This window comes from Orlajensenia leifsoniae (genome assembly GCF_004570845.1).
In the GTDB taxonomy this organism is placed as follows: Bacteria; Actinomycetota; Actinomycetes; order Actinomycetales; family Microbacteriaceae; genus Orlajensenia; species Orlajensenia leifsoniae.
The window spans coordinates 766,853-790,848 of record NZ_SPQZ01000001.1; the positions used below are offsets into that span (position 1 = coordinate 766,853).

The following is a 23,996-nucleotide window of genomic DNA, read 5'->3' on the forward strand; positions in this document are numbered from 1 at the left end:
GAGGATGACCGACTCCCCCGCGACGCCGGACAGCGCACCGCCCGGCGCGGTGCCCGGTGCCGTGCCCGGTGCCGCGCCCGGCCTCGACGTCGCAGGTCTCGAGGCGTGGTTGGGCGAGGCGCATCCGCGGCTCGCAGCCGGGTCCCTCACCGCCCGGCTCATCACCGGAGGCAAGAGCAACCTCACCTATCGCATCGACGGCGCGCGCATCCCGCTCGTGCTGCGCCGCCCGCCGCTCGGCCACGTGCTCGCGACGGCTCACGACATGGCCCGCGAGCACCGGGTCATCTCCGCACTGACCGGCAGCGCGGTTCCGGTGCCGCCGACTGTCGCCATCGTCGACGACACCGCGGACGCCAGGGTCACCGGCACCCCCTTCTTCGTCATGGAATTCGTCGAGGGCAGCGTGCTCGCCCGGCCCGAGCAGAACGCGGCATTCACTGCGGCAGGACTGCACCGGATCGGCATCGAGCTCGCGGAGGTTCTCGCCGAGCTGCACTCGATCGATCCGGCATCCGTGGGTCTCGACGACTTCGGCAGGGGAGCCGGCTACCTCGAGCGGCAGCTGCGCACCTGGCGGCGACAGCTCGACGCCTCGCGGTCGCGCGACACCCCGGCCCTCGACCGGCTGCAGGACGCCTTGGGCGAGCGGATGCCGGACAACCCGCGTTCCGGCCTCGTGCACGGCGACTACAGGCTCGACAACGCCATCGTCGCCGGCGACGGCGACGCGCCACGCGTCGCCGCCATCCTCGACTGGGAGATGTCGACCATCGGCGACCCCCTCGTCGACCTCGGCGTCTTCGGCATGTACTGGAACATCGACGAGCTCACCGGCGGGCGCCTGTTCGACAGCGCCGTCGACCTCGCGGCGGGCTACCCCGACTTCGACGAACTGGTCGACGCCTACGCCGCCCGTGTCGGCCGGGCCGTCCCCGACCTCGGCTGGTATCGCGGATTCGCCGCCTACAAGCTCGCCGTGATCGCCGAGGGCATCCACTACCGCTACCAGCAGGGCGAGACCGTCGGTGCCGGCTTCGCCCACATCGGCGCCATGGTCGAGCCCCTCGCCACCGACGGCCTCGCCCGCCTAGCCCTCCGGAGGAACTGATGGACTTCAGTCACGACGCCAGCACGCTCGAGCTCATCGACAGGGTGCGCTCGTTCATCGACGAGCACGTGGTGCCGGCAGAGGCCGTGCTCACCGAACAGCTCGCGGCCGAGCCCGAAGCCTGGAGCCCACGCCCGATCGTGCGGGAGCTGCAGCAGAGGGCCCGAGACGCCGGCCTGTGGAACCTGTTCCTCCCCGGCGAGCGCGGCGCCGGGCTCACCAACCTCCAGTACGCACCCCTCGCCGAGCTCACGGGCTGGAGCCAGCGCCTGGCGCCGGCCGCGTTCAACTGCGCCGCTCCCGACACCGGCAACATGGAGGTGCTGAACGACTTCGGCACGCCCGAGCAGAAGGAGCGCTGGCTCGAGCCGCTGCTCGAGGCGCGCATCCGTTCGGCCTTCTGCATGACGGAGCCCGAGGTCGCGTCGAGCGATGCCACCAACATCACCACCCGCATCCGTCGCGATGGCGACGACTACGTCATCGACGGTCGTAAGTGGTGGTCCACCGGCGCCATGAACCCCGAGGCCGCCATCTTCATCGTGATGGGGAAGACGGATGCCGAGGCCCCGCGTCACCGGCAGCAGTCGATGATCCTCGTGCCGCGCGACACCCCCGGCGTCGAGATCGTGCGCCCACTCACGGTGTTCGGCTACGACGACCGCGACCACGGCGGGCACGCCGAGATCGCGTTCACCGACGTGCGCGTTCCGGCGACGAACCTCATCGGCGGCGAGGGCGACGGGTTCGCCATCGCACAGGCGCGGCTCGGACCCGGGCGCATCCACCACTGCATGCGCGCCATCGGGATGGCCGAGCACGCGCTGGCGCTGGTGCGCGAGCGCGCTGCGTCGCGCGTCGCGTTCGGACGACCGCTCACCGAGCAGGGCGTCGTGCGGGAGTGGGTGGCCGAGTCGCGCATCCAGATCGAGTCGTTGCGGCTGCTCGTGCTGAAGACCGCCTGGCTCATGGACACCGTGGGCAACCGCGAGGCCATGACCGAGATCCAGGCCATCAAGATCGCGGTGCCCCGGGCCGTTCAGCAGATCCTCGATCGGGCCATCCAGGTGTTCGGCGGAGCCGGGGTGAGCGACGACACCCCCCTGGCCGAGATGTTCGCAGGGTCCCGCGTGCTGCGCCTCGCCGACGGGCCCGACGAAGTGCACCTCTCGGCGCTCGGCAAGGCCGAGTTCCGCCGGTAACGCCACCCGAGCAACCCGCCGGTCGAGTAGCGCGCGACGCAGTCGCACGCGTATCGAGACCACACCATGATCGAAGGAGATCATCAATGACCCACACCCCCGACCCCGCGATCGACGGCGACGGATTCGGCACCCTCTCGGTGGCGAGCATCCTGGCCGAGTCGGCCCACCGCACCCCCGACCGCCCGGCCGTGCACTTCCTCGGCCACACGATCAGTTATGGCGCGCTCTGGGACCAGACCCGCGCCTACGCCGGCGCCCTGCAGGCTCGCGGCATCGGGCGCGGCGATCGCGTGGCCATGCTGGTTCCGAACGTGCCCGACTTCGCCCGGGTCTACTACGCGGTGCTCTCGCTCGGAGCCGTCGTGGTGCCCGTGCACCTGCTCTTCAAGGCCGAGGAGATCGGCTACGTGCTGCGCGACAGCGGGGCCGACCTGCTCGTGGCTGCAGCGCCGCTTCTCGCCGAAGCCGTGCCCGCTGCGCGCGAGGCCGGGGTCCCTCTCGTCACCGTGCTGGCGCCCGCGGGAACTCCGGGCGCCGACGGGACGGAGCTGCCGCGACTCGAGGCCGAGGCATCCGTCGCCGCTCCGATCGTGCGTCACGTGTCGGTCCGGCCGACGGATGCCGCCACCATCCTCTACACGAGCGGCACGACGGGCACGCCCAAGGGCGCCGTGGGCTCGCACCTCGCCATCGTCGAGCAGGTGCACTGCGCGCTCATCGACGCCTTCGACATGACGCCCGACGACGTGATCTTCGGCGGCCTGCCGCTGTTCCACACCTTCGGGCAGACCGCCGTGATGAACGTGGCCTTCCGGCGCGGGGCCTCCGTCATCCTGCTGCCGAAGTTCGACGCCGACCAGGCGCTCGAACTGCTCGTGGCGCATGGTGCCACGGTGTTCACGGCCGTGCCGACGATGTTCGTGGGCATGATCGAGGCCGCCCGCCGAACGGAGGTGCGGCCTCCGCTGCGCTACGCCGTCTCGGGTGGCGCAGCGCTGCCTGTCGCCGTGCTCGAGGCCTTCGCCGCGGAGTACGGCGCGCAGGTGCACGAGGGCTACGGCCTCACCGAGACCTCCCCGACGGTGTCGTTCAACACGGTGTTCGAGCCGATCAGGCCCGGCACCGTGGGGCGGCCGTACTGGGGAATCGACGTGGCCATCGCCGAGGCCGAGGTGGAGGGCCGCATCGAGTTCTCGCCCGATGGCGAGCTCGGCGAGATCGTGGTGCGCGGCCACAACCTGTTCAAGGGCTACCTCGGGCGGGCGGATGCCTCTGCCGACGCCGTGGTCGACGGCTGGTTCCGCACCGGAGACCTGGGAACGTACGCCGAGGGAATCGTGACGATCGTCGACCGCAAGAAGGACATGATCGTGCGGAACGGCTACAACGTGTACCCGACCGAGGTGGAGGCCGTGATCGTGCGGCATCCGTCGGTGGCGCAGGCGGCGGTGTTCGGACTCCCGGATGCCACGCACGGCCAGGAGGTGCACGTCGCCGTGGTCGCCCTCGATGGCCACGAGGTCGACGCCGGGGAGATCGTGGCGTTCACGAAGGAGCGCATCGCGGCGTACAAGTACCCGCGTGTGGTGCACCTCGTCGACGCCCTGCCCCTGGGCGGCAGCGGCAAGGTGCTGAAGCGGGAGCTTGCGGCGAGGTTCGCGGCGGTCGACGCGCTGTCGCCGGTCGAGTAGGCCGCGAGCGCAGCGAGCAGCCGTATCGAGACCACCACCCGGCGGAGCGCCGGGTTCGGGTGATCTCGATACGTGTCCTCGCTGCGCTCGGGCACTACTCGATCAGCGGAGCGGCGGCACACGCACGCGAATGCCGCGGACCCGATCGGTCCGCGGCATCCGGTGCGTGAATCTACTCGGCGGAGGCGGGCACTCCCTCGTTCTCCACCGCCACAGGCTCGGCATCGGAGACCGAGACCGAACCCTTCCCGTCGCTCACGTAGGTCGTGCCGATGTAGTCCTGCACGCCCTGGTCGACCGTCGTGATGCCGACGCCGGTGTAGGCCGCGTGGCTGTCATCGCCGAACGAGAGCGGGAGGATGCCGTTGCCGACCAGGTCGCCCGACGTGACGGCCTCGAGCAGGCTCTCCCGCGTCGGGTTCTCGCCGGCCGCGGCCAGCGCCTCGGCGAACAGGTACCCGACGGACATGCCGAACATCGTGTTGCCGTCGAAGGGGGCGCCGTCGTTGAACTCGGTGTTGATCTTCTCGAACAGCTCGCTCCAGTCGTTGCCCTGGCGTGCCGGCAGGTAGTTGGAGCTCACGAAGCCCTGCAGCAGCTTCGGTCCGACGTCCTCGCCGAGGAAGCCCACCAGCGTCGGGTAGTCGGCGCCCGACGACGACGAGAACCACTGGGTGAACCAGCCGAGCTTGGCGGCGGTTCCGATGGCCAGGGCCGTGAACCCGTTGACCGTCGCGAGCATGTTGATCTCGCATCCGGCGGCCTTCATGGCACTGATCTGCGCCACGACGTCCTGGTTCGACACCGAGTAGCGCTGCACGCTGGTGAGCCCGTCGGCCCCCAGGACGTTCTGGGCGCCGGTGATGAACTCGTCGCCGAAGTCGTCGTCCTGGCCGAGCAGGCACACCTTCTTGCCGGCGAACTCGTCGGTCGCGTATTGGGCCAGCGCCTCGCCCTCGGTCACGTAGTCGGCATTGAAGGCGAAGGTGTACGGATATTTCTCGGGCTGGTTCCAGCTCGTGGAGCCCGACGCCACGAACAGGTCGGGCACCTTCTTCTGGTTGAGGTAGTCGAGCACCGAGGTGTGCGTCGGCGTTCCGAGGCCGTTGAGGATGGCGAAGACGTCGTCGTCCTGCACGAGTTCACGCACCACGGTCTGCGTGGTGGCCGGGTTGTAGCCGTCGTCCTTGACGAGGTACTCGATGGTGCGGCCGTTGATGCCGCCGGTGGAGTTCACGTAGTCGAAGTAGGCCTGCGTTGCGGCCGAGATCGACGAATAGCCCGCGGCGGCAGGTCCGGTGAGCGGCTGGTGGGTGCCGATGGTCACGGTGTCGTCGGTGACACCGGGAGCCGGGGCGTCCGGGCTCTGGGCGGCGGGCGTGCTGCACGCTGCGAGCGTGATGAGCATGGCGGATGCCGCGGCGACGGCTATCGCGCGGGAGTGTCGTGCGCTTCGGTGTGACATGGGTGACCTCTCTATTCCTGTGTGGGTTGCTCTGGTGCTGTGGTGGGTGGTGCTGGGGTGGGTGGTGAAGACGCCGCCGGACTGACGCGCCGACGCAGCGAGAGCCGCGCCGGCAGAGCCCCGCGGATGCCGGCCGGCCACAGCAGCGTCACGACGATGAGCAGGGCGCCGAACACGAGCACGGGCAGATTGCCCGAGAGGCGCTGGGTGAGGTCGGCCGGCAGGTCCATCGCTCCGGTGAGAGTTCCGATGAGCCAGGGCAGCAGCACGATCACGACGGAGCCGAGCAGCGCGCCGAGCATGCTGCCGAGGCCGCCGATCACGACCGCCACCACCAGCAGCAGCGAGAAGGCGAGAGTGTAGGCGCCGGGGCTCACGGACTGCGTCACGAAGCAGAGCACGGCTCCCCCGGCGCCGGCGGCGACAGCGCTCACGGTGAACGCGAACACCTTCACGCGCCCGGCGCGGACGCCGTTCAGGCGCGCGGCCACCTCGTCGTCGCGCACGGCTCGCATCCGGAGCCCGAGCACGCCCGAGCGGATGCCGCTCAGCACTGTCACGACCACGGCGGCGGCGCCGATGGCCACCCACGCCTGCCACTGCTCGACCGCGATGATCGTGGCGAGGGCGGGTGGCACGTCGTCGTACGCGATCTGCAGTCCCTGGTCGCCGCCGAGCGCTCCGCTGAACACGGCGGTCACGGCGGGCAGCGCGATCACGAGGGCGAGGGTCACGCCGGCGAGATACGGTCCGCGCAGCCGAGCGGCGGCGAGGCCGAGGAGCAGGCCGACCAGGCCCGACGCCCCGAGGGCGGCCAGGATCGCCAGCGCGAAGCGGGCAACGCCGTCGACTCCGGCATCCGTCAGGGCATTCGCCGTGATGGCGTAGCCGTAGCCGCCGACGGCCATGAGGGCTGCGTGCCCCAGCGAGAGCTGTCCGGTGAGGCCGATGAGCAGGCTGAGACCGGCCGTGGCGCAGAAGTAGGCCGCCACGAGGGCGAGCTGGTAGTTGCGGTACGGATCGAGCAGGAAGGTGCCGCCGATGGCCAGCGCCGTGAGTACGAGGGCCGTACCGAGGAGGCGGGTGCGACGCCGGCCCGTGGTGCTGGCCCGGGCGACGGATGCCGCGGACGACGGGGTACCGACACCCATTCCGGTCGCTGAGGCCCGGACGGAGTCCGCGGCGGAAGCGCCACGACCGGACAGCTCGGATTCGACACTCATGCGACGCGCGCCTCTCGTGCCGAGAAGATGCCGCCCGGCCGCACCAGCAGCACGGCCACGAGCAGTACCAGCACGGCGATCGGGGCGACCGTCGCGCCGAGGTAGCCGGTGACCAGGCTGATGGCGACGCCGACGATCAGCCCGCCGACCAGCGCACCGACGGGGGAGTCGAGACCGCCGACGACGGCCACCGTGAAGGCGTAGACGAAGAGCATGTCGGCCGAGTGCGGGCTGAGCCCGAGTTCCGTCGGCACGAGCAGCAGGGCGGCCAGGGCACCGACGGCGGCGGCGAGCATCCAGCCGATGGTGAGCATGCGCGACACCCGCACGCCGAGCAGCCGGGACACCTCGGGGGCGAACGCCGAGGCCCGCAGCTGCAGGCCCAGCGACGTGCGGGTGAAGAGCAGCGCGAGCGCCGCCATCACGACCACGGCGACGACGAGCACGAACACGTCGTAGGGCGAGAACACCGGGACCCCGCCGATCAGGATGGGGCTCTGGTCGAACGGCGCCGCCATCGGGCGGTACTGCTGGCCGAAGGCGATACCCAACGCCGACTGCAGCACCATGACCACGCCGATCGCGATGATCACCCCGGCCAGGGGCGAATCGTGCGGGGCGAAGCGCATGACGCCGCGGTCGACGACGTAGCCGAGCACGGCGCCGGCGACGAGCGCGCTGGCGAGGCCCGCCCAGTACGAGCCGGTGAACGCTGTCACGGCGAAGGCGACATAGGTGGCGACGACGGCCATCGCGCCCTGCGAGAAGTTGACGATGCGTGCGGCCCGCCAGATGAGAACGAGGGCGAGCGCGAACAACGCGAAGATCGCGCCGCGGGCGATGCCGGTGGCAAGGAGGAAGAGCAGTCTGTCCATGGTCAGAACCCCAGGTAGGCGTGACGCAGGGCGCCGTCGGAGAGCAGCTCGGCTGCGGGTCGGTCGGCCACGACGCTGCCGAGGGAGAGCACGACGCCGTGGTCGGCGATCGCGAGGGCGCTGGTCACGTTCTGCTCGGCGAGCAGCACGGTGAGCCCGGTGTCGTCGCGGAGCCGCCGCAGCACGCCGAGGATCTGCGCGACCACGCGCGGCGCGAGTCCGAGCGACGGCTCGTCGAGCAGCAGCATCCGGGGCCTCGCGATGATCGCCCGCCCGAGGGCGAGCATCTGCCGTTCGCCGCCCGAGAGTTGGTGGCCGGATGCCGCCCGCCGGCGCGACAGCGGTTCGAAGAGGTCGTAGATCTCGTCGACAGCCGCAGTGAGCTGCCGGCGGTCGAAGCGCCAGAGTCCGCCGAGCCGCAGGTTCTCGTCGACGGTGAGCTCGGCGACGACGCTGCGCCCCTCGGGCACCTGCGCGAGCCCGCTGCGGGAGCGATCCTCGACGCTCACGCTCGAGAGGTCGCGACCGTCGAGCACGACCCGCCCCGATGCCGGAGCGACCAGGCCGGAGATGGTGCGCAGCAGCGTGGTCTTGCCCGCGCCGTTGGCACCGAGGAGCGCGACGATCGCGCCCTGCGGGATGGCGAGCCCCACCTCGTGAAGCACGGGGGACCCGCCGTAGCCGGCGGTGATGGCGTCGATCTCGAGCAGCGGCGTCATGCTGCGGGCTCCACACCCAGATAGGCCTCCTCGACGCGCGGGTCCGCCTGCACCTCTGCGGGCGTTCCGCTCGCGATCACGCGACCGAAGTCGAGCACCACGATGCGATCGGCGAGGCTCATCACGAAGTCCATGTGGTGCTCGACGACGAGCACCGAGCACCCTGCGGCCGCGATGCCGCGCACGATGGCCGCCAGGTCGGTGATGTCGTCGGAGCCGAGCCCGCCAGCCGGTTCGTCGAGCAGGAGGAGCTGCGGCTGCGTCACCAGGGCGCGGGCGAGGGCGACCCGCTTCCGCTCCGGGTAGGGCAGCGACGCCACGGGGCGGGCTGCATCGGCGGCGAGGCCGAGGGCGGCGAGCTGGTCTGTGGCGGCGAGGATCGCATCCGTCTCCCCCAGCGACCTGCCGCCGGCGGTTCCGAGTCCGAGCGGCACGAGGACGTTCTCAAGCACGGTCATCGAATCGAAGAGTCCGAGGCCCTGGAGGGTGCGGGAGACACCGCGGCCGACCAACGCCATCGGCGTCGCGGGCGCCGGGCGTCCGTCGATGTCGATGCTGCCGCTCGCACGACGCACGAGCCCGCACACGGCGTTGAAGACAGTGGTCTTGCCGGCGCCGTTCGGACCGATGAGAGCGAAGGTCTCGCCGCGGGCGACGTCGAAGGAGACATCGTCGAGTGCGGTCAGGCCGCCGAAGGCGACAGTGAGCCCGCTGATCCGCAGCCGTGGCGTGGGTGTGTTCATCGGCACCTCTTCGTGTCGTGGTGGCAACACCCTACAACAGAAACCGACCAGACGGTATGCGAATGTTGCACGCGCTCTTCTCTGCTCGCAGAGACCCGGACGAAGTCCGCGGTCGAAGCGCGACGGCGAGCGAGGTGGAAGGCGCTTCGGGCGGTCGCTTCGCTCGGCCCTCAGCGAGCGGGGCAGGGCGGGATCGAGAGGCGCCTACCCGCCCAGCGTCACCTTCAGGATCTTCTCGTTGCTGTTGTTCGCAACACTGTCCTTGTCGCCCTGGTTCGTCGTGGTGAGCCAGAGCCCGCCATCGGACGTCGGCTCGACCGTGCGCAACCGGCCGTAGGTGCCCACGAAGAACTGCTGCACGTTCGTGAGACTGTCGCCGCTGATCACCTCGCGGTACAACCGGGAGCCCCGCCCGCAGGCGACGTAGACCACGTCGCGCACGATCGTGAGTCCGCTGCACGACCCGTCGGCCGTGGGGTAGGTCTTCTTCGGGGCGATCAGGCCGGCTGCCCCGCATCCGTTCCCCGACGTGCCCTCGCACTGCGGCCAGCCGTGGTTGCCGCCCTTCACCACGAGGTTCGTCTCGTCCATCACGCTGTTGCCGAACTCCTGCTGCCAGAGCCTGCCTCGACTGTCGAAGGCGATGCCCTGCGGATTGCGGTGCCCGTAGCTCCAGATGTAGCTGCCGCTGAACGGATTGTCGCTCGGGATGCCGCCAGTACGCGTGAGCCGGAGGATCTTGCCGTTCAGTGCTCCGGTGCCGGTGAGACGCTGGGCGTAGTCGGCATTCTGCGCGTCGCCGGTCGAGGCGTAGAGCATGCCGTCCGGCCCGAAGCGCAGGCGGCCGCCGTTGTGGTACTTGTTGCGCAGGATGCCGCTCAGCAGCACCTGAACCGAGGTCGTGTCGATCTTCCCGGCGGCGTACCTCATGCGCACGATCCTGTTGTCCGTCGCCGTGGTGTGCATGATGTACAGCCACGGGTCGGCGGTGAAGTCCGAGGCGATCGCGATGCCCATGACGCCGCCCTCGCCGTCGGTGCTCTGCGCGCCCGGGACGGCCCCGACCGTCGTCTTGACCCCTGTCGTCGGCACGAGCCGCACGATGTCGTGGGCGTCGCGCCGCGCGTAGAGCACCGAGCCGTCGGGCAGGGTGGCGAGCCCCCACGGGATGTCGGTGTCGGTGGTCACCTGCGCGACGCCGCAGATCGGGCTCCCGCAGGCTGCTCCGGTCGTGGTGGTGGACGGTGCGCTGGCTGCCGAGGCGTTCCCCTGGGCGTCGCGCGCGATGACCGTATAGGTGTAGGCGCGAGTGACGGCGAGTCCGCTGTCGGTGAAGGTCAGAACGCCGCCGCCCACCGATCCGACGACGGCGCCGTCACGCCGCACGTCGTACCGGGTGACGGCGATGTTGTCGGTCGATGCCGCCCAGGTCACCTTCACGCTGGTTCCGGATGCGACCGCCGCGACGGATGTCGGTACCGATGGCGCCACGGTGTCCGTGGTGCACTGCGGCGGCGTGACCGTCACGGTGGCGCTGGCCTGCGAGACGTTGCCCGCGGCATCCCGGGCGTTCACGTACCAGCCCCACGGAACTCCGGCCACGACCTTCACCGAGGCCGAGCGTACGGTTCCGGAGACGGAGGTCACGAGTTGGCCGTCGTGGTACAGGTCATACGCCGTGACGCCGACGGCATCCTTCGACGCGCTCCAGCTCAGGGTGACGGCCGTGCAGCTGAGGGCCGAGCTCGTGAGGCCCGTCGGGGTGGTCGGCGGAGTGGTGTCGGGCAGCTTCGCGGGTACGGTCCACTTCTGGTTGGTTCCCGTGGTGCAGGCGTGCAGGTTCACCTGGGTTCCGGTGGTCGTCCGCGCACCCCGTACGTGCAGACACAGGCCTGTCGCGGTGTGTTTGAGCGTCTTGGCGCTCGTGTAGCTCCACTTCTGGGCGGCGGAGCCCGAGCAGAGCGCGATGACCGCCTTCCGCGGTTGGGTGGTGGTGACGGGCCCGGCCGTCAGGCATCGGGCGCCGTCGAAGACCCGCAGCTCACCTTCGGCGGTGCGCATCCAGCGTTGGTCTGCGCCGCCGTTGCAGGTGCCGATGAGGGTCTGGGCGCCGGCCGTCATCGAGCCGTACTGGATGTCGAGGCACCTCTTCGATGCGACCCCGACGATGGGTTTGCCCGTCGCGGCCTGCGCGGCGTCGGCGGGCAGCGTGAGCAGTGCCGTGACGCAGACGATCGACAGGATGGCCGCGAGCAGCATCCGGAGCGAGGTTCTCATCACGCATCCCCCTGTTCGGCACGCTCCAGTGCGCGCCGTCTTCAGGCTAGACCCGCGGTCAGGCTCCGCGCATGCCCGCGCTGTGGGCGCCGCCGACGTCGTCCGAGCCGCGCACGCCCGTTCCGTCGACGTCGGGGTCGACCTCATCGGCCTTCCTGGCCCGTTCCTCCGCCTCGGCACGCAAGCCGTCGGCATCCTCCCGGTGCTCGGCGGATTCTCGCTTCAGCCGCTCGGCATCGAGTTGCGCCTGGCGAGCCGCTGCATCGGCTTTGGCCGCGTCGGCTTGCGCCTGCTGCGCATCAGCCTCGGCCTGGGCCGACGTCGCCTGTCGCTCGCGTGCCGCCAACTCCCGTTCGGCCGCTTCGTCCCGCAGCTCGGACGCCTTGTCGCGCCCGGCCTGCTCCTTCGCCGCCCGACGCCTCGGCGCCGTGATCAGAAGAACGGCCACCACCACGATGATGACGACGACCACGGCGACGATGATCCAGATCCATGCACTCGTGTCCACTTCGATTCACCTCACTCAGATCAGCCCCGACTTCAGACAATCCCTCCGAGGCTCCGCAACCAAGGGCTTGATTTCCGCCGGACGGTCTGGTTCAGGCGCGGTCGGATGCTCGAACGCGGCCCCGGAATGCCTCAGTGGTGCGGAATGCCCGCGATCATGCCGCCGTCGACCACGAACTCGGCGCCGCTCGTGAAGCGCGACGCGTCGCTCGCCAGGAACACGATCGTGCCGGCGACGTCGTCGGGAACACCCGGCCGACCGAGCGGGATGTCGATCCTGGCCGGGTCGATGCGCGTGGTCATGTCGGTCATGATGAGCCCGGGATGCACCGAGTTCACCCGGATCCCGGATGCCCCGAGCTCGACCGCGAGCGACTGGCTGAGCCCGCGCACCCCGAACTTCGACGCCGTGTAGCCGTGCAGGCCCGGCGAGCCCCGCATCCCCTCGACCGAGGAGATGTTGATGATCGAGCCGCTGCCCTGCGCCTTCATCTGCGGCACCACGGCGCGGCAGCCGAGGAACACGCCGGTGAGGTTGACCGCGATCACGGCGTTCCACTTCGCCAGGGTGAGGTGCTCGATGGGAGCGGCATTGGCGATGCCGGCGTTGTTCACCAGCACGTCGAGCGAGCCGAATGCTGCGACGGATGCGGCCACCACGCGTTCCCACGCCGCTTCATCGGTCACATCCAGGGCCTGGAACACGGCCCGCTCGCCGAGCTCGGCGGCGAGCGCCGCGCCCTCCTCCTCGAGCAGGTCGGCGATGACGACCCTGGCTCCGGCTGCGTGCAGCGACCGCACATAGGCCTCACCGAGGCCGCGCGCGCCGCCCGTGACGAGCGCGACGCGCCCCTCGAGATCGGTCACGGCGTCACCCGCACCACGAGCCGCCCGACTGTCGCCCCGCCGGCCAGCTGCTGGATGGCGGCCGGGGCGTCCTCGAACTCGACCACTCCCCCGACCAGTGGCGCGATCGCCCCGGCATCCGCGAGCCGCACCAGTTCGGCGTGAGCCTCGGCCACGAGAGCGGGGTTCTTCGTCGGATAGAGGCCCCAGTGCAGCCCGAGCACGCCGTAGTTCTTCACGAGGGCGTGGTTCGCGCGCACCGTCGGCACCGTTCCGCCGGCGAAGCCGATCACCACGATGCGGCCCTCGAAGGCTATGCACTTGGTCGAGCGCTCGAAGCTCTCGCCGCCGACGGGGTCGAAGACGACGTCTGCCCCGCGGCCCTCGGTGGCCTCGTTGACGACGGCGGCGAAGTCCTGCTCTCCGCGCACGATCACGAGCTCGGCACCGGCGTCGCGCACCACGTCGGCTTTGGCGGCGCTGCCGACGACGCCGATGACCCTGGCTCCGGCCGCGACGGCGAGCTGCACGGCCGCGCTCCCGACCCCACCGGCCGCTGCATGCACGAGCACGGTCTCACCGGCCTGCAGCTGCGCCCGACGATGCAGCGCGAACCACGCCGTCTGGTAGGCGATCATGAGCCCGGCCGCCTGCACGTCGTCGAGGCTGTGCGGAGTCGGATGGACATCGGATGCCGCGAGCACGGCGTACTCCGCGAGCACGCCGATCTTCGTGGCGACGACCCTGTCGCCCACGCCGAGTGCAGCCTCGTCCGGGTCGCCGTCGCTCGGGCCCGCGGCATCCGTCGCCGGACCGATCGCGACGATCTCGCCGCTCAGCTCGATGCCCGGAGTGAACGGAAGCTCGGGGCGCACCTGGTACTCCCCGCGCGCGAGCAGCACGTCGGGGAAGTTCACGGCGACGGCGCGCACTCGCACGAGCACCTCGCCGGGGCCCGGCGTCGGCACCGGAACGTCGTGCAGCTCGAGCACCTCCGACGGTTCGCCGGTACGGGTGACAAGCCACGCGCGCATCGTGGTCTGCTCAGGCATCCGTCACCTCTGTCCCGCCAGTCGGCTCCGCCGCGATGCTCGTCAGGAACAGGTCGGTGATCTGCTCGGCAAGGAGCGTCTTGCCTTCGGGACCCTCGGGCGAGTACCACTGCGAGAGGTAGTGCAGGTCGCTGAAGAAGTGGGCGATGAGCACGGGGCGGGGCACGTCGGTGCGGTAGAGGCCCTCCTGCTGGCCGGCCTCGATCAGGGCGCTGAACTCGTCGTTGTAGTCGCGGCGTCGGCGGGTGACCTCCTGCTGGCGCGGCTGCGAGAGCATGTGCTGGCTGCGGAAGAACACCGTGCCCTCGGGCAGGAAATCGATGGAGGTCTCGATCACGTCGATGCACACGGCGCGCAGCACGGCGTCGACCGCTCCGCCTCGCGCCACGATCTCGTCGAGGTGCGACTTCTGCAGCGACAGCATCCGTTCGTAGATGGCGAAGAGCAGGTCGTCCTTCGACTGGAAGTAGTGGTACATCGCACCCTTGGTGACGCCGGCGGCCTCCACGATCTGCTGCACGCTGGTGTTCGCGTAGCCCTGGGCGGCGAACAGCTCGACGGCGGCCCGGGTCACGTCGTCGACGACACTGGTTTCTCTCATGCGTTCATCCTTGCTGCTTCTGCGTCGTGCGGGGGTGCGCTGCGGCCGGTCATCCGACGGGACGGATGCTGCCGCCGCCGTCGATCACGATCGTCTGGCCCGTGATCCACGCCGCATCCTCCGACAGCAGGAACGCGACGGGTCCGGCGACGTCGTCCGGCACCCCGAGCCGCCGGAGCGGATACTCGGCGGCCACCTCCTCTTCGCGGCCCTCGTAGAGCGCGCGGGCGAAGGCCGTCTTGATCACGGCGGGGGCGACGGCGTTCACACGGATGCCGGGAGCCAACTCGTGCGCCAGCTGCAGCGTCAGGTTCACCAGCGCCGCCTTCGAGACGCCGTAGAACGCGATGCCGGGCGCCGCCGACAGCGCCGAGATCGACGACAGGTTCACGATGGACGTGGTGAGGCCGGCGCCCACGGCGTCGCGGGTCCATTCGAGGGCGGCGACCACGTTCACCTCGAGGATCTTGCGCACGATCGACGCCTCGATCTCGAGCGCTGGACCGTAGGCGGGGTTGATGCCCGCGTTGTTCACGAGGTGGTCGAGGCGGCCGTGGTGCGCGGCGATGTGCGCGAAGACGGCGGCGCGATGCTCGGGGTCGTCGGCCTTGCCGGCGACGGCGGTCGCAACGGCGGTCGCGGGCGACGTGGTCCCGCTCCCGTTCAGCTCGGCGAGCGCCGCGTCGAGCGACTCCTGCTTGCGCCCGGTGATGACCACCTGCGCACCCTCGCCGACCAACCGCTTCGCGATGGCGAGGCCGATACCCCTGCTTCCGCCGGTGATCAGCGCCACCCTGCCGTCGAACCTCTGCATGTGCTCTCCTTCGAGTACGCGAGTACGCTGCTGCCTGGCATCCGTCCGCCATCATGGTACAGACCGACCAGACGGTTTGTCTCGCTCGAGCGTAACACCCGGGCCCCATTTCGCCTCGTTTACAGGACCACGCCACGGATGCGGCTCCCTCGGCACACATCGACGAGGTCATCCTGCAAACTCGCTCCGCCGAAAGCTTTGAGAGGGATGCGGCTGGAGCCCAGCGCTGGATACCGTGCGCTGCCAGAGATTACATATGCAGGATGAGCTGGGTTTCGAGTCGCGTGGGGACCCGAAACGCTTCTCATCCTGCATGTGAGCGCGATCAAGCGGGCGAGAAGCGTCGCCGCGGTGCCCGCGCCCCTCAACTCACAGCGCGCTCCCAGCCCCGGCGGAACAGCAGACCCCCGGCATCCGTTCTCCTAGGTGGCACCGAAATACGGGTGTCACCCCGGCGCCGCAGCCAGCGTCGCCAGCAGAAGGAGGAGCACGTGTCACAGGACTACCGCAAGACTCCCGAGGCGCTCGCCCGCCTCACCCCGAACCAGTACAAGGTCACGCAGAATGAGGGCACGGAGCCCGCCTTCCGCAACGAGTACTGGAACAACCACGAGGCAGGCCTCTACGTCGACGTCGTCTCGGGGCAGCCGCTGTTCACCTCGGTCGACAAGTACGACTCGCGATCGGGTTGGCCCAGCTTCACCAAGCCCATCAGCCCCGACGTCGTCACCGAGCACACCGACCGCACGCTCTTCATGAAGCGCGTCGAGGTGCGCTCATCCGGAGCCGACAGCCACCTCGGACACGTCTTCGACGACGGGCCCGCGGATGCCGGAGGCCTGCGCTACTGCATGAACTCGGCGTCGCTGCGCTTCGTCCCGCTCGCCGAGCTCGAGGAGCAGGGCTACGGTGAACTCCGGGCGCTGTTCGAGACCGACGCCGCATCCACCACGAAGGAGAACTCATGACCACCACACCCGCCACCACCGAGACCGCCGTCCTCGCGGGCGGATGCTTCTGGGGCATGGAGGACCTGATCCGCCGTCGCCCGGGAGTGATCAGCACGCGCGTCGGTTACACGGGCGGCGACGTTCCGAACGCCACGTACCGAAACCACGGCACTCACGCCGAGGCCATCGAGATCGTCTTCGACCCGACCGTCACCTCGTACCGTGACCAGCTGGAGTTCTTCTTCCAGATCCACGATCCCACCACGCGCAACCGCCAGGGCAACGACATCGGCACCAGCTACCGCTCGGCGATCTTCCCGCTGAGCGACGAGCAGGCCGCCGTCGCCGAGGACACCATCGCCGACGTCGACGCCTCGGGCCTGTGGCCGGCCAAGGTCGTCACCGAGGTCACGCCCGCCGGACCGTTCTGGGAGGCCGAGCCCGAGCACCAGGACTACCTGGAGCGCTACCCCAACGGCTACACCTGCCACTTCGTACGTCCGGGATGGGTGCTGCCGAAGCGCAACGCCGAGCAGAACGCGTAGCCGGAACGCGGTTCTGACCGTGTGAACACCGAACGCCCCGCTCGATCCCCTCGGATCGGGCGGGGCGTTCGTCGTGCTCCACCGGCAATCCGGCGTCACACGCGCACCGGCCCCCTACGCTGAGAGCATGACGACCCGCCTCGCCACTCGCGCCTCGCTCGCCGCCCTCGCCGGATTCGCCCTGCTCGCGCTCAGCGCCTGCAGCAGCGCCGGCTCCGCCTCCACAGTGTCCACAGCGCCGGAGTCGAGCGCCTCGAGCTCGACCGCGGCAGCAGAGCCGATCAGCGACTGCACCGGCGTCGCCGTCATCGTCGATGCCGGCAACCTCGAGGCCGCCGACGACCCGTCGACCACGGCCTGCATCGAGGCGGATGCGCCGATCGCGGCATCCGACGCTCTCAAGCAAGCGGATGTGGCCACCGAGGGCACCGACGAGTACGCCGACCAGGTCGTCTGCCGTGTGAACGGCGTGCCGGCCGAGGATGAGGCGATCACCTCTCCCGACGGCACCGATTACTTCGAGAAGTGCGCCAGCATGCCTGCGGCCTTCGCGTACTGGTCGCTCTGGGCGAAGCCGGCCGACGGCGAGTGGGCGTACGCGCAGGAGGGGCTGAGCACCCTGCAGCTCGCCCCCGGCGACTCGGTGGAGCTGCTCTTCACGCTGAACGACGAGCCCGCCGCGCCCGCCGCCTGACACCTGCCCGCCGGGCGTGCGAGAGTGAGGCCCTGATGCTCCGCTTCCGTTCGGCCCCGCTGAAGGCCGCGGCGTTCCTCGCCGTCGGCTTCATCGCGCTGCGCCTGGCGTATCGCGCTCTCTTCAACGGGCTGGGCGGCTCCGGCCTCGTGCTCGTCGACCTGCCGGCAATGCGCCTTCCCCCGCCGTTCGCGCACGTCTCGCTCTTCGGTCCCATCACGACCGGCGGCATCCAGGTCGCGATCGAGAGCGCCCTCCCGATCGCCGCCGTCATCCTGGCCTTCGGCGTGCTGAACGCATTCGTCGACGTCTCGCGTCTCTTCGCGCGCGGCGCGCGGCGCGGTCCGTTCCGCAGCATCGCCCGCGCCCTCGTCATCGCCTGGGCGACCTTCCCGGGGCTGACGGATGCCGTCACCTCGGTGCGCCGCGCCCGCCGCCTGCGTGCCGAGCGCGGCCTGGCCTCCCTGCTGGTGCCCATCTTCGAGCGCACCATCGAACGCGCCGTCGCCGTGGCAGCGACCATGGAGGTGCGCGGCTTCGCGGCGACGCGACCGGTCGACGGCGGCTGCGATCGCCCCGTGGTCGTGCGCGACCTCTCCCTCGGATTCGAGGGGCGACGGATGCTGCACGCCGGTGACCTGTCACTCTCCACCGGAACGCTCACGGTCATCGCCGGGGCGACGGGCTCGGGGAAGTCGTCGCTCCTGAACGCCTGCAGCGGCCTGTTCAGCCATGTCGACGGCGGTGAGGCGACCGGCACGATCGAGATCGGCGGAGTCGACAGGCTCGCCGTTCCGCCGCGTGACACCGCCCGCTTCGTCGGGGTCGTGCTGCAGCAGCCCCGACTCGGCTTCGCCAGCGAGAGCGTGGCCGACGAGATCGGCTTCGCGCTCGACGTGCGCGGCGTCGCACCGGTCATCGTGGCGGAGCGCGTGCGCGAGGTGGCGCAGCGCATCGGCATCGTCGACCTCATCGGGCGAGACATCAGGGCGCTCTCGGCCGGAGAGGCGACCCTCGTCGCCATCGCCGCCGCCGTGATCCAGCAGCCGACGCTCCTGCTCGTCGATGAGCCCCTCGCGGATCTCGACCTCGACGCCCGTTCGCGCATCGCCGAGCTGCTCGGTTCACTCGCCCACGAGGCCGGAGTCTGCGTCGTCGTGGCGGAGCATCGCGTCGGCGAGCTGGCGCACGTGGCCGATGAGGTGCTGTCGATCGAGGGCGGCGAGCTGCGACGCGCCGGTTCCTCGAGCGCGCTGTCGATGTTCGAGGGGCGCGGCGGAGAATCAGGCGCGCCGACGCCGGGAGCTGCGGTGGCAGGTGCAACGACGGCGCGTGGATCGGCGGCGGGCGCGGGCGCCACGATCGCCCGCATCGTCGGGGTCTCCGTCAGCCACGCCGCACTCCCCGCGGTGATCGACGCCTCGTTCGCTCTCGCGGCCGGCGAGATCGTGGCGGTCACCGGGCCGAACGGCGCGGGCAAGTCGTCACTGCTCGGGGCGCTCGCCCTGCCTGCGGCATCCGGAACCGTCGTCATCGACGGGGCCGACGTCGCGGGGCTTCCCGCGCGCCTCCGCCGCATGTCGGTCGCGCTGGTGCCCGACGCCTCCGACGACCTGCTGTTCTCGACCACGGTCGCCGAGGAGTGCCGCCGCGCCGACCGCTCGGCCGATGTGGAGCGGGGCACGACGCAGCGGTCATTCGAGTCGCTGCTCGGCTCGACGCCGGGTGGCGTGTCCCTGCGGCACCCGCGCGACCTCTCCACCGGGGAGCGCCGACTGCTCGCCATCGCGATCCAGCTGGCCGCTGCCCCGCGGGTGCTGCTCGTCGACGAGCCGACGCGCGGGCTCGACGGGCTCGCGCGAGCGCAGGTGGCCGGCGCGCTGCGGACTGCTGCGGCGAGCGGATGCGCCGTCGTCATCGCCAGCCACGACAGGACGTTCGCGGCCGAGGTCGCCGATCGTGCGCTCGAGATGCGGGCCGGGCGGTTGAGTGACGCTTCGACCGCGGACGTCGTCCGGGCCTCAGCGAACGAGAGCAACCCGCTCGCTGAGGTCCGGCGAAGCCGCGACCGAAGCGCATCCAGCACGGCGCCAGCTCCGAGCGCAGTTCCCGACGACGCTTCGACCGCGGACTCCGTCCGGGTCTCAGCGAGCGGAGGGCCGCGCGTCACCCTCTGGCAGCCCCTCGTCCTCGTCGCCGGATCCCTCCTCGCCGCCGCCGCCTTCGCCTGGCCACTGCTGGTGCCCGCCCTCCCGACCCAGGCCCAGGCGGCAGCGCCGTTCGCCGCCATCGCCCTGCTGCCCCTCGTGGTCGTGGCCGTCGCGCTGTCCCTCGACGGCGCCGTGCGCTCCGCCAAGACCCTCGCGCTGCTCGGCACCCTCACTGCCATCGGCGCCGCCGTGCGCATAGCGAGCACCGGAGTCGGCGGGGTCGAGGCCCTCTTCGTGCTGCTCATCCTCGCCGGCCGCGTGTTCGGTGCCCGCTTCGGCTTCCTGCTCGGCATCCTCACCATCGCGCTGTCGTCCACGATGTGGGGCGGCTTCGGCCCGTGGACGCCCTTCCAGATGTTCGCCTGCGGCTGGGTCGGCGCCGGCGCCGGACTCCTCCCCGCCTTCCGGACGCAGCGAGCCCGGATGCGGCACCACGGCCGCGCGCTCGAGATCACCGCTCTCGCCGTCTACGGGGCCGTCGCGTCGTACGCCTTCGGCCTGATCATGAACCTGTGGTTCTGGCCCTTCGCCGTGGGAACCGCCTCGGACATCGCGTACGTGCCCGGAGCATCCGTCGCCCAGAACGCGAGCTCCTTCCTGCTCTACTCCCTGGTGACGTCGACCCTCACGTGGGACACCCTGCGCGCCGTCACGAGCGTCGTCGGCATCGTGGTAGCCGGCCCGGCCATCCTCGCGGCGCTGCGCCGGGCGAAGCTCGGGCCGCGTGGTTCCTCGGCTTCGGGGCCGCTTCGCGGTCCCTCTTCCAGCGGAAGGACTACACCGAGAAGTACTTCGCCTCGGGGTGGTGGAACACGAACGCGTCGGTCGACTGCTCCGGATGCAGCTGAAGTTCCTCCGACAGCTCCACTCCCATCCGCTCGGGCCTGAGCAGCTCGACCACCTTGCGGCGGTCCTCCATGTCGGGGCAGGCCGGGTAGCCGAGCGAGAAGCGCGCGCCACGGTACTCGAGCTTGAACAGCCCGGCGACGTCGGTCGGATCCTCGGCCGCGAAACCCAGTTCGGAGCGGATGCGGCCGTGCCAGAACTCCGCCAGCGACTCCGTGAGCTGCATCACGAGGCCGTTCAGCTCCATGTAGTCGCGGTACTTGTTCTCGGCGAAGAGCTTGGCTGTCACCTGGTCGATGTGCGCGCCGGCCGTGACGAGCTGCACGGGCATCACGTCGACGAGACCCGACGATCGCGGCTTCACGAAGTCGGCCAGGCACAGGTGCCTGTCACGGCGCTGCCGCGGGAAGTGGAAGCGCAGGCGATCGGAGCCGAGAGCGCCACCAGAACCACCGTCGGGCGCCAGCAGCCCGGGCACCCCGAGCACGCCCGTCGGGTCGTCGCCGTGGTTCAGCACGACGATGTCGTCGCCCTCGCTCACGACAGGGAAGTAGCCATAGGCGACGGATGCGTCGAGCATGCCCTCCGCCAGGATGCGGTCGAGCCAATAACGCAGCCGCGGGCGCCCCTCGGTCTGCACGAGCTCCTCGTAGCCGGCGGCGCCGTCGCCGCGTCCGGGCTTCAGGCCCCACTGGCCCATGAAGGTCGCGCGCTCGTCGAGGAACGCGGAGTAGTCGGCGAGCGCGATGCCGCGCACGATGCGGGTGCCCCAGAACGGCGGAACAGGCACGGGGGCATCCGTCGCCACGTCGGACCGGGTCGGCATGTTCTCGGGCTCGGTGAGGGTGAGCAGGCTCCCCTCGCGATGGATGCGCTTCTTCAGCGCCGGCAGGCCGACGGATGCCGGGTCCGCCCCGCGCGCGATGGCCACGAGCGGCTCCATGAGCGCCAGCCCCTCGAAGGCGTCGCGGGCGTAGCGGACGGTGCCGTCGAACAGCCCGGCGAGGTCGTCCTCGACGTAGGCGCGCGTGAGGGCGGCGCCGCCGAGCAGCACGGGCCAGCGCCCGGCGAGCCCGCGCGAGTTGAGCTCGAGCAGGTTCTCCTTCATCACCACCGTCGACTTGACGAGCAGCCCGCTCATGCCGATCACATCGGCGTCGTGCTCCTCCGCCGCCTTGATGATGTCGGCGATGGGCTGCTTGATGCCGAGGTTGATCACCTCGTAGCCGTTGTTCGTGAGGATGATGTCGACGAGGTTCTTGCCGATGTCGTGCACGTCGCCGCGCACGGTGCCGAGCACGATGCGCCCCTTGCCGGCATCCGTCGTCTTCTCCATGTGGGGTTCGAGCAGGGCGACGGCAGCCTTCATCACCTCGGCCGACTGCAGCACGAATGGCAGCTGCATCTCGCCGGATCCGAACCTCTCGCCGACCACCTTCATGCCCTCGAGCAGGTGGTCGTTGACGATGCCGAGCGCGCTCATGCCGTCGGCGCGGGCCTGGTCGAGGTCGGCCTCGAGACCCTTCGCGTCGCCGTCGATGATGCGGCGCTCGAGCCGCTCGCCGACGGGCAGGGCGGCGAGCTCATGGGCGCGCTGATCGCGGAGCGCGGCGGTGTCGACGCCGGCGAAGAGGTCGAGCATCTTTTCGAGCGGATCGTAGATCAGGGTGCCGTCGGCGTCGTACTCGCGGCGATCCCACACCAGGTCGAGCGCGACCTTGCGGCGGTCATCGGGCACCGACGCGAGCGGCACGATCTTGGCGGCGTCGATGATGCCCGAACTGAGGCCCGCCTCGACGGCCTCGTGCAGGAACACCGAGTTGAGCACGGAGCGCGCGGCGGGGTTGAGGCCGAACGACACGTTCGAGACACCGAGGGTGGTGTGGATGCCGGGGTACTTCGCCGTGATCCGTCGGATCGCCTCGATGGTCTCGATGCCGTCGCGACGGGTCTCCTCCTGGCCCGTGGCGATGGGGAAGGTGAGGGCGTCGACGATGATGTCCTCCACGCGCATCCCCCACTCGCCGGTGAGGGTGTCGACGAGACGGGAGGCGATGCGCACCTTGTCGTCGGCGGTGCGGGCCTGGCCCTCCTCGTCGATGGTGAGAGCCACGACGGCTGCGCCGTGCTCGGCGACCAGGGGCATGATGCGGCCGAAGCGCGAGGAGGGGCCGTCGCCGTCCTCGAAGTTCACCGAGTTCACCGTCGGACGCCCGCCGATGAGCTCCATACCCGCCTGCAGCACCGGCGGCTCGGTGGAGTCGACCACGAGCGGCAGCGTCGAGGCGCTCGCGAGCCTGGAGACGACCTCGCGGATGTCGGCGACGCCGTCGCGCCCCACGTAGTCGACGCAGACGTCGAGCAGGTGTGCCCCCACACGGATCTGGTTGCGCGCGATCTCGACGCAGTCGTCCCAGCGCTCGTCGAGCATCGCCTCGCGGAAGGCCTTCGAGCCGTTGGCGTTGGTGCGCTCGCCGATCGCGAGGTAGGAGGCGTCCTGGTCGAAGGACACGTGCTGGTAGAGGCTGGCCACGCCGGCCTCCTCCTCGACCGTGCGCACGGCCGGGGTACTCCCGCGCAGGCGCTCGACCACGGCTCGCATGTGCGCCGGCGTCGTGCCGCAGCATCCGCCGATCAGCGACAGCCCGAACTCGCGCACGAACTGCTCATGCGCCGTCGCGAGCTCCGCAGGCGTCAGCGGATAGCTGGCGCCGTGGGTTCCGAGCACGGGCAGGCCGGCGTTCGGCATGCACACGACGGGCACGGTGGAGTGCTTCGACAGGTGCCGCAGGTGCTCGCTCATCTCGGCGGGGCCGGTGGCGCAGTTGAGCCCGATGGCGTCGACTCCGAGAGGCTCGAGCGCCGTGAGCGCCGCACCGATCTCGCTGCCCATGAGCATGGTCCCGGTGGTCTCGACGGTCACCTCGACGAAGATGGGCAGACGGATGCCGCTCTCGACGATGGCCTGCTTGCAGCCGTTCACCGCCGACTTCGTCTGCAGCAGGTCCTGCGACGTCTCGATGAGGAAGGCATCCGCCCCTCCGTCGATGAGGCCGTGAGCCTGCAGCGCGAAGGTCTGCTTGAGGTGGTCGTAGGTGGTGTGGCCGAGGCTGGGCAGCTTGGTGCCCGGACCCATCGAGCCGAGCACCCAGCGGATGCGGCCGGGCTCGCCGTTCGCCGCATCTGCCGCCTCGGCGGCCTCGACCCGCTCACGCGCGATGCGGGCACCCTCGCGGGCCAGCTCCCGGATGCGGTCGTCGATGCCGTAGTCGGAGAGGTTCGACCAGTTGGCGCCGAAGGTGTTCGTCTCGACGGCGTCGATGCCCGTCGCGAGGTAGGCGTCGTGGATGGCCGCGATCATGTCGGGGCGGCTCACGTTGAGGATCTCGTTGCAGCCCTCGAGCTGCTGGTAGTCGTCGAGCGTCGGCTCGAACTCCTGCAGCTGGGTGCCCATGGCCCCGTCGGCGATGACGACCCGGGTGCGGAGTGCCTCGAGCAGCGCCTCCGATCGCGCGGGGCGGGCGATCGCCTCGATGTCCAGGGCGAAGCGGGGCGCTGCTGGTGCCACGGGTGCTGGCTCTGCGGTGGTTCCGGGCGCGTTCACGCGCCGAGTCTATCCGCG

The 23,996-nt window shown here is 70.5% G+C and carries 19 protein-coding genes; 7 read left to right on the plus strand and 12 right to left on the minus strand.

All coding sequences use genetic code 11. The features are described 5' to 3' along the window. Window positions 1-4 precede the first annotated feature (4 nt). The 3 genes from E4M00_RS03770 (at window position 5) to E4M00_RS03780 (ending at window position 4,007) form a co-directional block, all read left to right on the plus strand. Entirely contained in the window at window positions 5-1,111 is a 1,107-nt protein-coding gene (locus tag E4M00_RS03770; RefSeq protein WP_135119129.1) for a phosphotransferase family protein, read from the plus strand. Continuing rightward, window positions 1,111-2,313: an acyl-CoA dehydrogenase family protein gene (locus E4M00_RS03775; RefSeq protein WP_135119130.1), complete on the plus strand. Its 1,203-nt coding sequence runs from the start codon at window positions 1,111-1,113 to the stop codon at window positions 2,311-2,313. Before E4M00_RS03770 ends, E4M00_RS03775 begins: the two co-directional genes overlap by 1 nt. 86 nt (window positions 2,314-2,399) lie before the next feature. Continuing rightward, window positions 2,400-4,007 (plus strand): AMP-binding protein, encoded by a 1,608-nt coding sequence (locus tag E4M00_RS03780; protein ID WP_135119131.1) that lies wholly within the window; start codon window positions 2,400-2,402, stop codon window positions 4,005-4,007. 172 nt (window positions 4,008-4,179) lie between these two features. Here the strand turns inward: E4M00_RS03780 and E4M00_RS03785 are convergent, their stop codons facing one another. The 11 genes from E4M00_RS03785 to E4M00_RS03835 form a co-directional block, all read right to left on the minus strand. Further along, a complete protein-coding gene (locus E4M00_RS03785) occupies window positions 4,180-5,472 on the minus strand; it encodes an ABC transporter substrate-binding protein (RefSeq protein ID WP_056165387.1) in 1,293 nt (430 codons plus the stop codon). 11 nt (window positions 5,473-5,483) lie between these two features. After that, window positions 5,484-6,695 (minus strand): branched-chain amino acid ABC transporter permease, encoded by a 1,212-nt coding sequence (locus tag E4M00_RS03790; protein WP_240036817.1) that lies wholly within the window; start codon window positions 6,693-6,695, stop codon window positions 5,484-5,486. Beyond that, a complete protein-coding gene (locus tag E4M00_RS03795) occupies window positions 6,692-7,570 on the minus strand; it encodes a branched-chain amino acid ABC transporter permease (protein ID WP_135119132.1) in 879 nt (292 codons plus the stop codon). The genes E4M00_RS03790 and E4M00_RS03795 overlap by 4 nt, the downstream gene beginning before the upstream one ends. Before the next feature lie 2 nt (window positions 7,571-7,572). Next, window positions 7,573-8,289: an ABC transporter ATP-binding protein gene (locus E4M00_RS03800; protein WP_135119133.1), complete on the minus strand. Its 717-nt coding sequence runs from the start codon at window positions 8,287-8,289 to the stop codon at window positions 7,573-7,575. Beyond that, window positions 8,286-9,032 (minus strand): ABC transporter ATP-binding protein, encoded by a 747-nt coding sequence (locus tag E4M00_RS03805; RefSeq protein WP_135119134.1) that lies wholly within the window; start codon window positions 9,030-9,032, stop codon window positions 8,286-8,288. Before E4M00_RS03805 ends, E4M00_RS03800 begins: the two co-directional genes overlap by 4 nt. A 204-nt stretch (window positions 9,033-9,236) precedes the next feature. Beyond that, complete coding sequence (locus E4M00_RS03810) at window positions 9,237-11,309, minus strand: PQQ-dependent sugar dehydrogenase (protein WP_204772959.1); 2,073 nt, start codon at window positions 11,307-11,309, stop codon at window positions 9,237-9,239. A gap of 58 nt (window positions 11,310-11,367) precedes the next feature. Further along, complete coding sequence (locus E4M00_RS03815; protein ID WP_135119135.1) at window positions 11,368-11,817, minus strand: hypothetical protein; 450 nt, start codon at window positions 11,815-11,817, stop codon at window positions 11,368-11,370. A gap of 131 nt (window positions 11,818-11,948) precedes the next feature. Then, entirely contained in the window at window positions 11,949-12,683 is a 735-nt protein-coding gene (locus E4M00_RS03820; protein WP_135119136.1) for an SDR family NAD(P)-dependent oxidoreductase, read from the minus strand. Further along, on the minus strand, window positions 12,680-13,714 hold the full coding sequence (locus tag E4M00_RS03825; RefSeq protein WP_240036818.1) for an NADPH:quinone oxidoreductase family protein: 1,035 nt from the start codon (window positions 13,712-13,714) through the stop codon (window positions 12,680-12,682). The genes E4M00_RS03820 and E4M00_RS03825 overlap by 4 nt, the downstream gene beginning before the upstream one ends. Next, complete coding sequence (locus E4M00_RS03830) at window positions 13,707-14,315, minus strand: TetR/AcrR family transcriptional regulator (RefSeq protein WP_135119137.1); 609 nt, start codon at window positions 14,313-14,315, stop codon at window positions 13,707-13,709. Before E4M00_RS03830 ends, E4M00_RS03825 begins: the two co-directional genes overlap by 8 nt. A 49-nt stretch (window positions 14,316-14,364) precedes the next feature. Beyond that, complete coding sequence (locus E4M00_RS03835) at window positions 14,365-15,129, minus strand: SDR family oxidoreductase (protein WP_135119138.1); 765 nt, start codon at window positions 15,127-15,129, stop codon at window positions 14,365-14,367. Window positions 15,130-15,620: 491 nt separating this feature from the next. Between E4M00_RS03835 and msrB the strand changes: the two genes are divergently transcribed. The 4 genes from msrB (at window position 15,621) to E4M00_RS03855 (ending at window position 20,416) form a co-directional block, all read left to right on the plus strand. Beyond that, complete coding sequence (gene msrB, locus E4M00_RS03840; RefSeq protein ID WP_135119139.1) at window positions 15,621-16,097, plus strand: peptide-methionine (R)-S-oxide reductase MsrB; 477 nt, start codon at window positions 15,621-15,623, stop codon at window positions 16,095-16,097. Beyond that, window positions 16,094-16,624: a peptide-methionine (S)-S-oxide reductase MsrA gene (gene msrA, locus E4M00_RS03845; protein ID WP_135119140.1), complete on the plus strand. Its 531-nt coding sequence runs from the start codon at window positions 16,094-16,096 to the stop codon at window positions 16,622-16,624. The genes msrB and msrA overlap by 4 nt, the downstream gene beginning before the upstream one ends. A 127-nt stretch (window positions 16,625-16,751) precedes the next feature. Next, window positions 16,752-17,318, plus strand: a complete 567-nt coding sequence (locus tag E4M00_RS03850; protein WP_135119141.1) for a hypothetical protein — start codon at window positions 16,752-16,754, stop codon at window positions 17,316-17,318. A 35-nt stretch (window positions 17,319-17,353) separates the two neighbouring features. After that, the gene (locus tag E4M00_RS03855) at window positions 17,354-20,416 is read left to right on the plus strand and encodes an ATP-binding cassette domain-containing protein (RefSeq protein ID WP_135119142.1); all 3,063 of its coding nucleotides are present in this window, start codon (window positions 17,354-17,356) and stop codon (window positions 20,414-20,416) included. On the opposite strand, the gene metH is transcribed toward E4M00_RS03855, so the two are convergent. Further along, on the minus strand, window positions 20,304-23,942 hold the full coding sequence (gene metH / locus E4M00_RS03860) for a methionine synthase (RefSeq protein WP_135119232.1): 3,639 nt from the start codon (window positions 23,940-23,942) through the stop codon (window positions 20,304-20,306). The genes E4M00_RS03855 and metH overlap by 113 nt on opposite strands. Window positions 23,943-23,996: the final 54 nt, after the last annotated feature.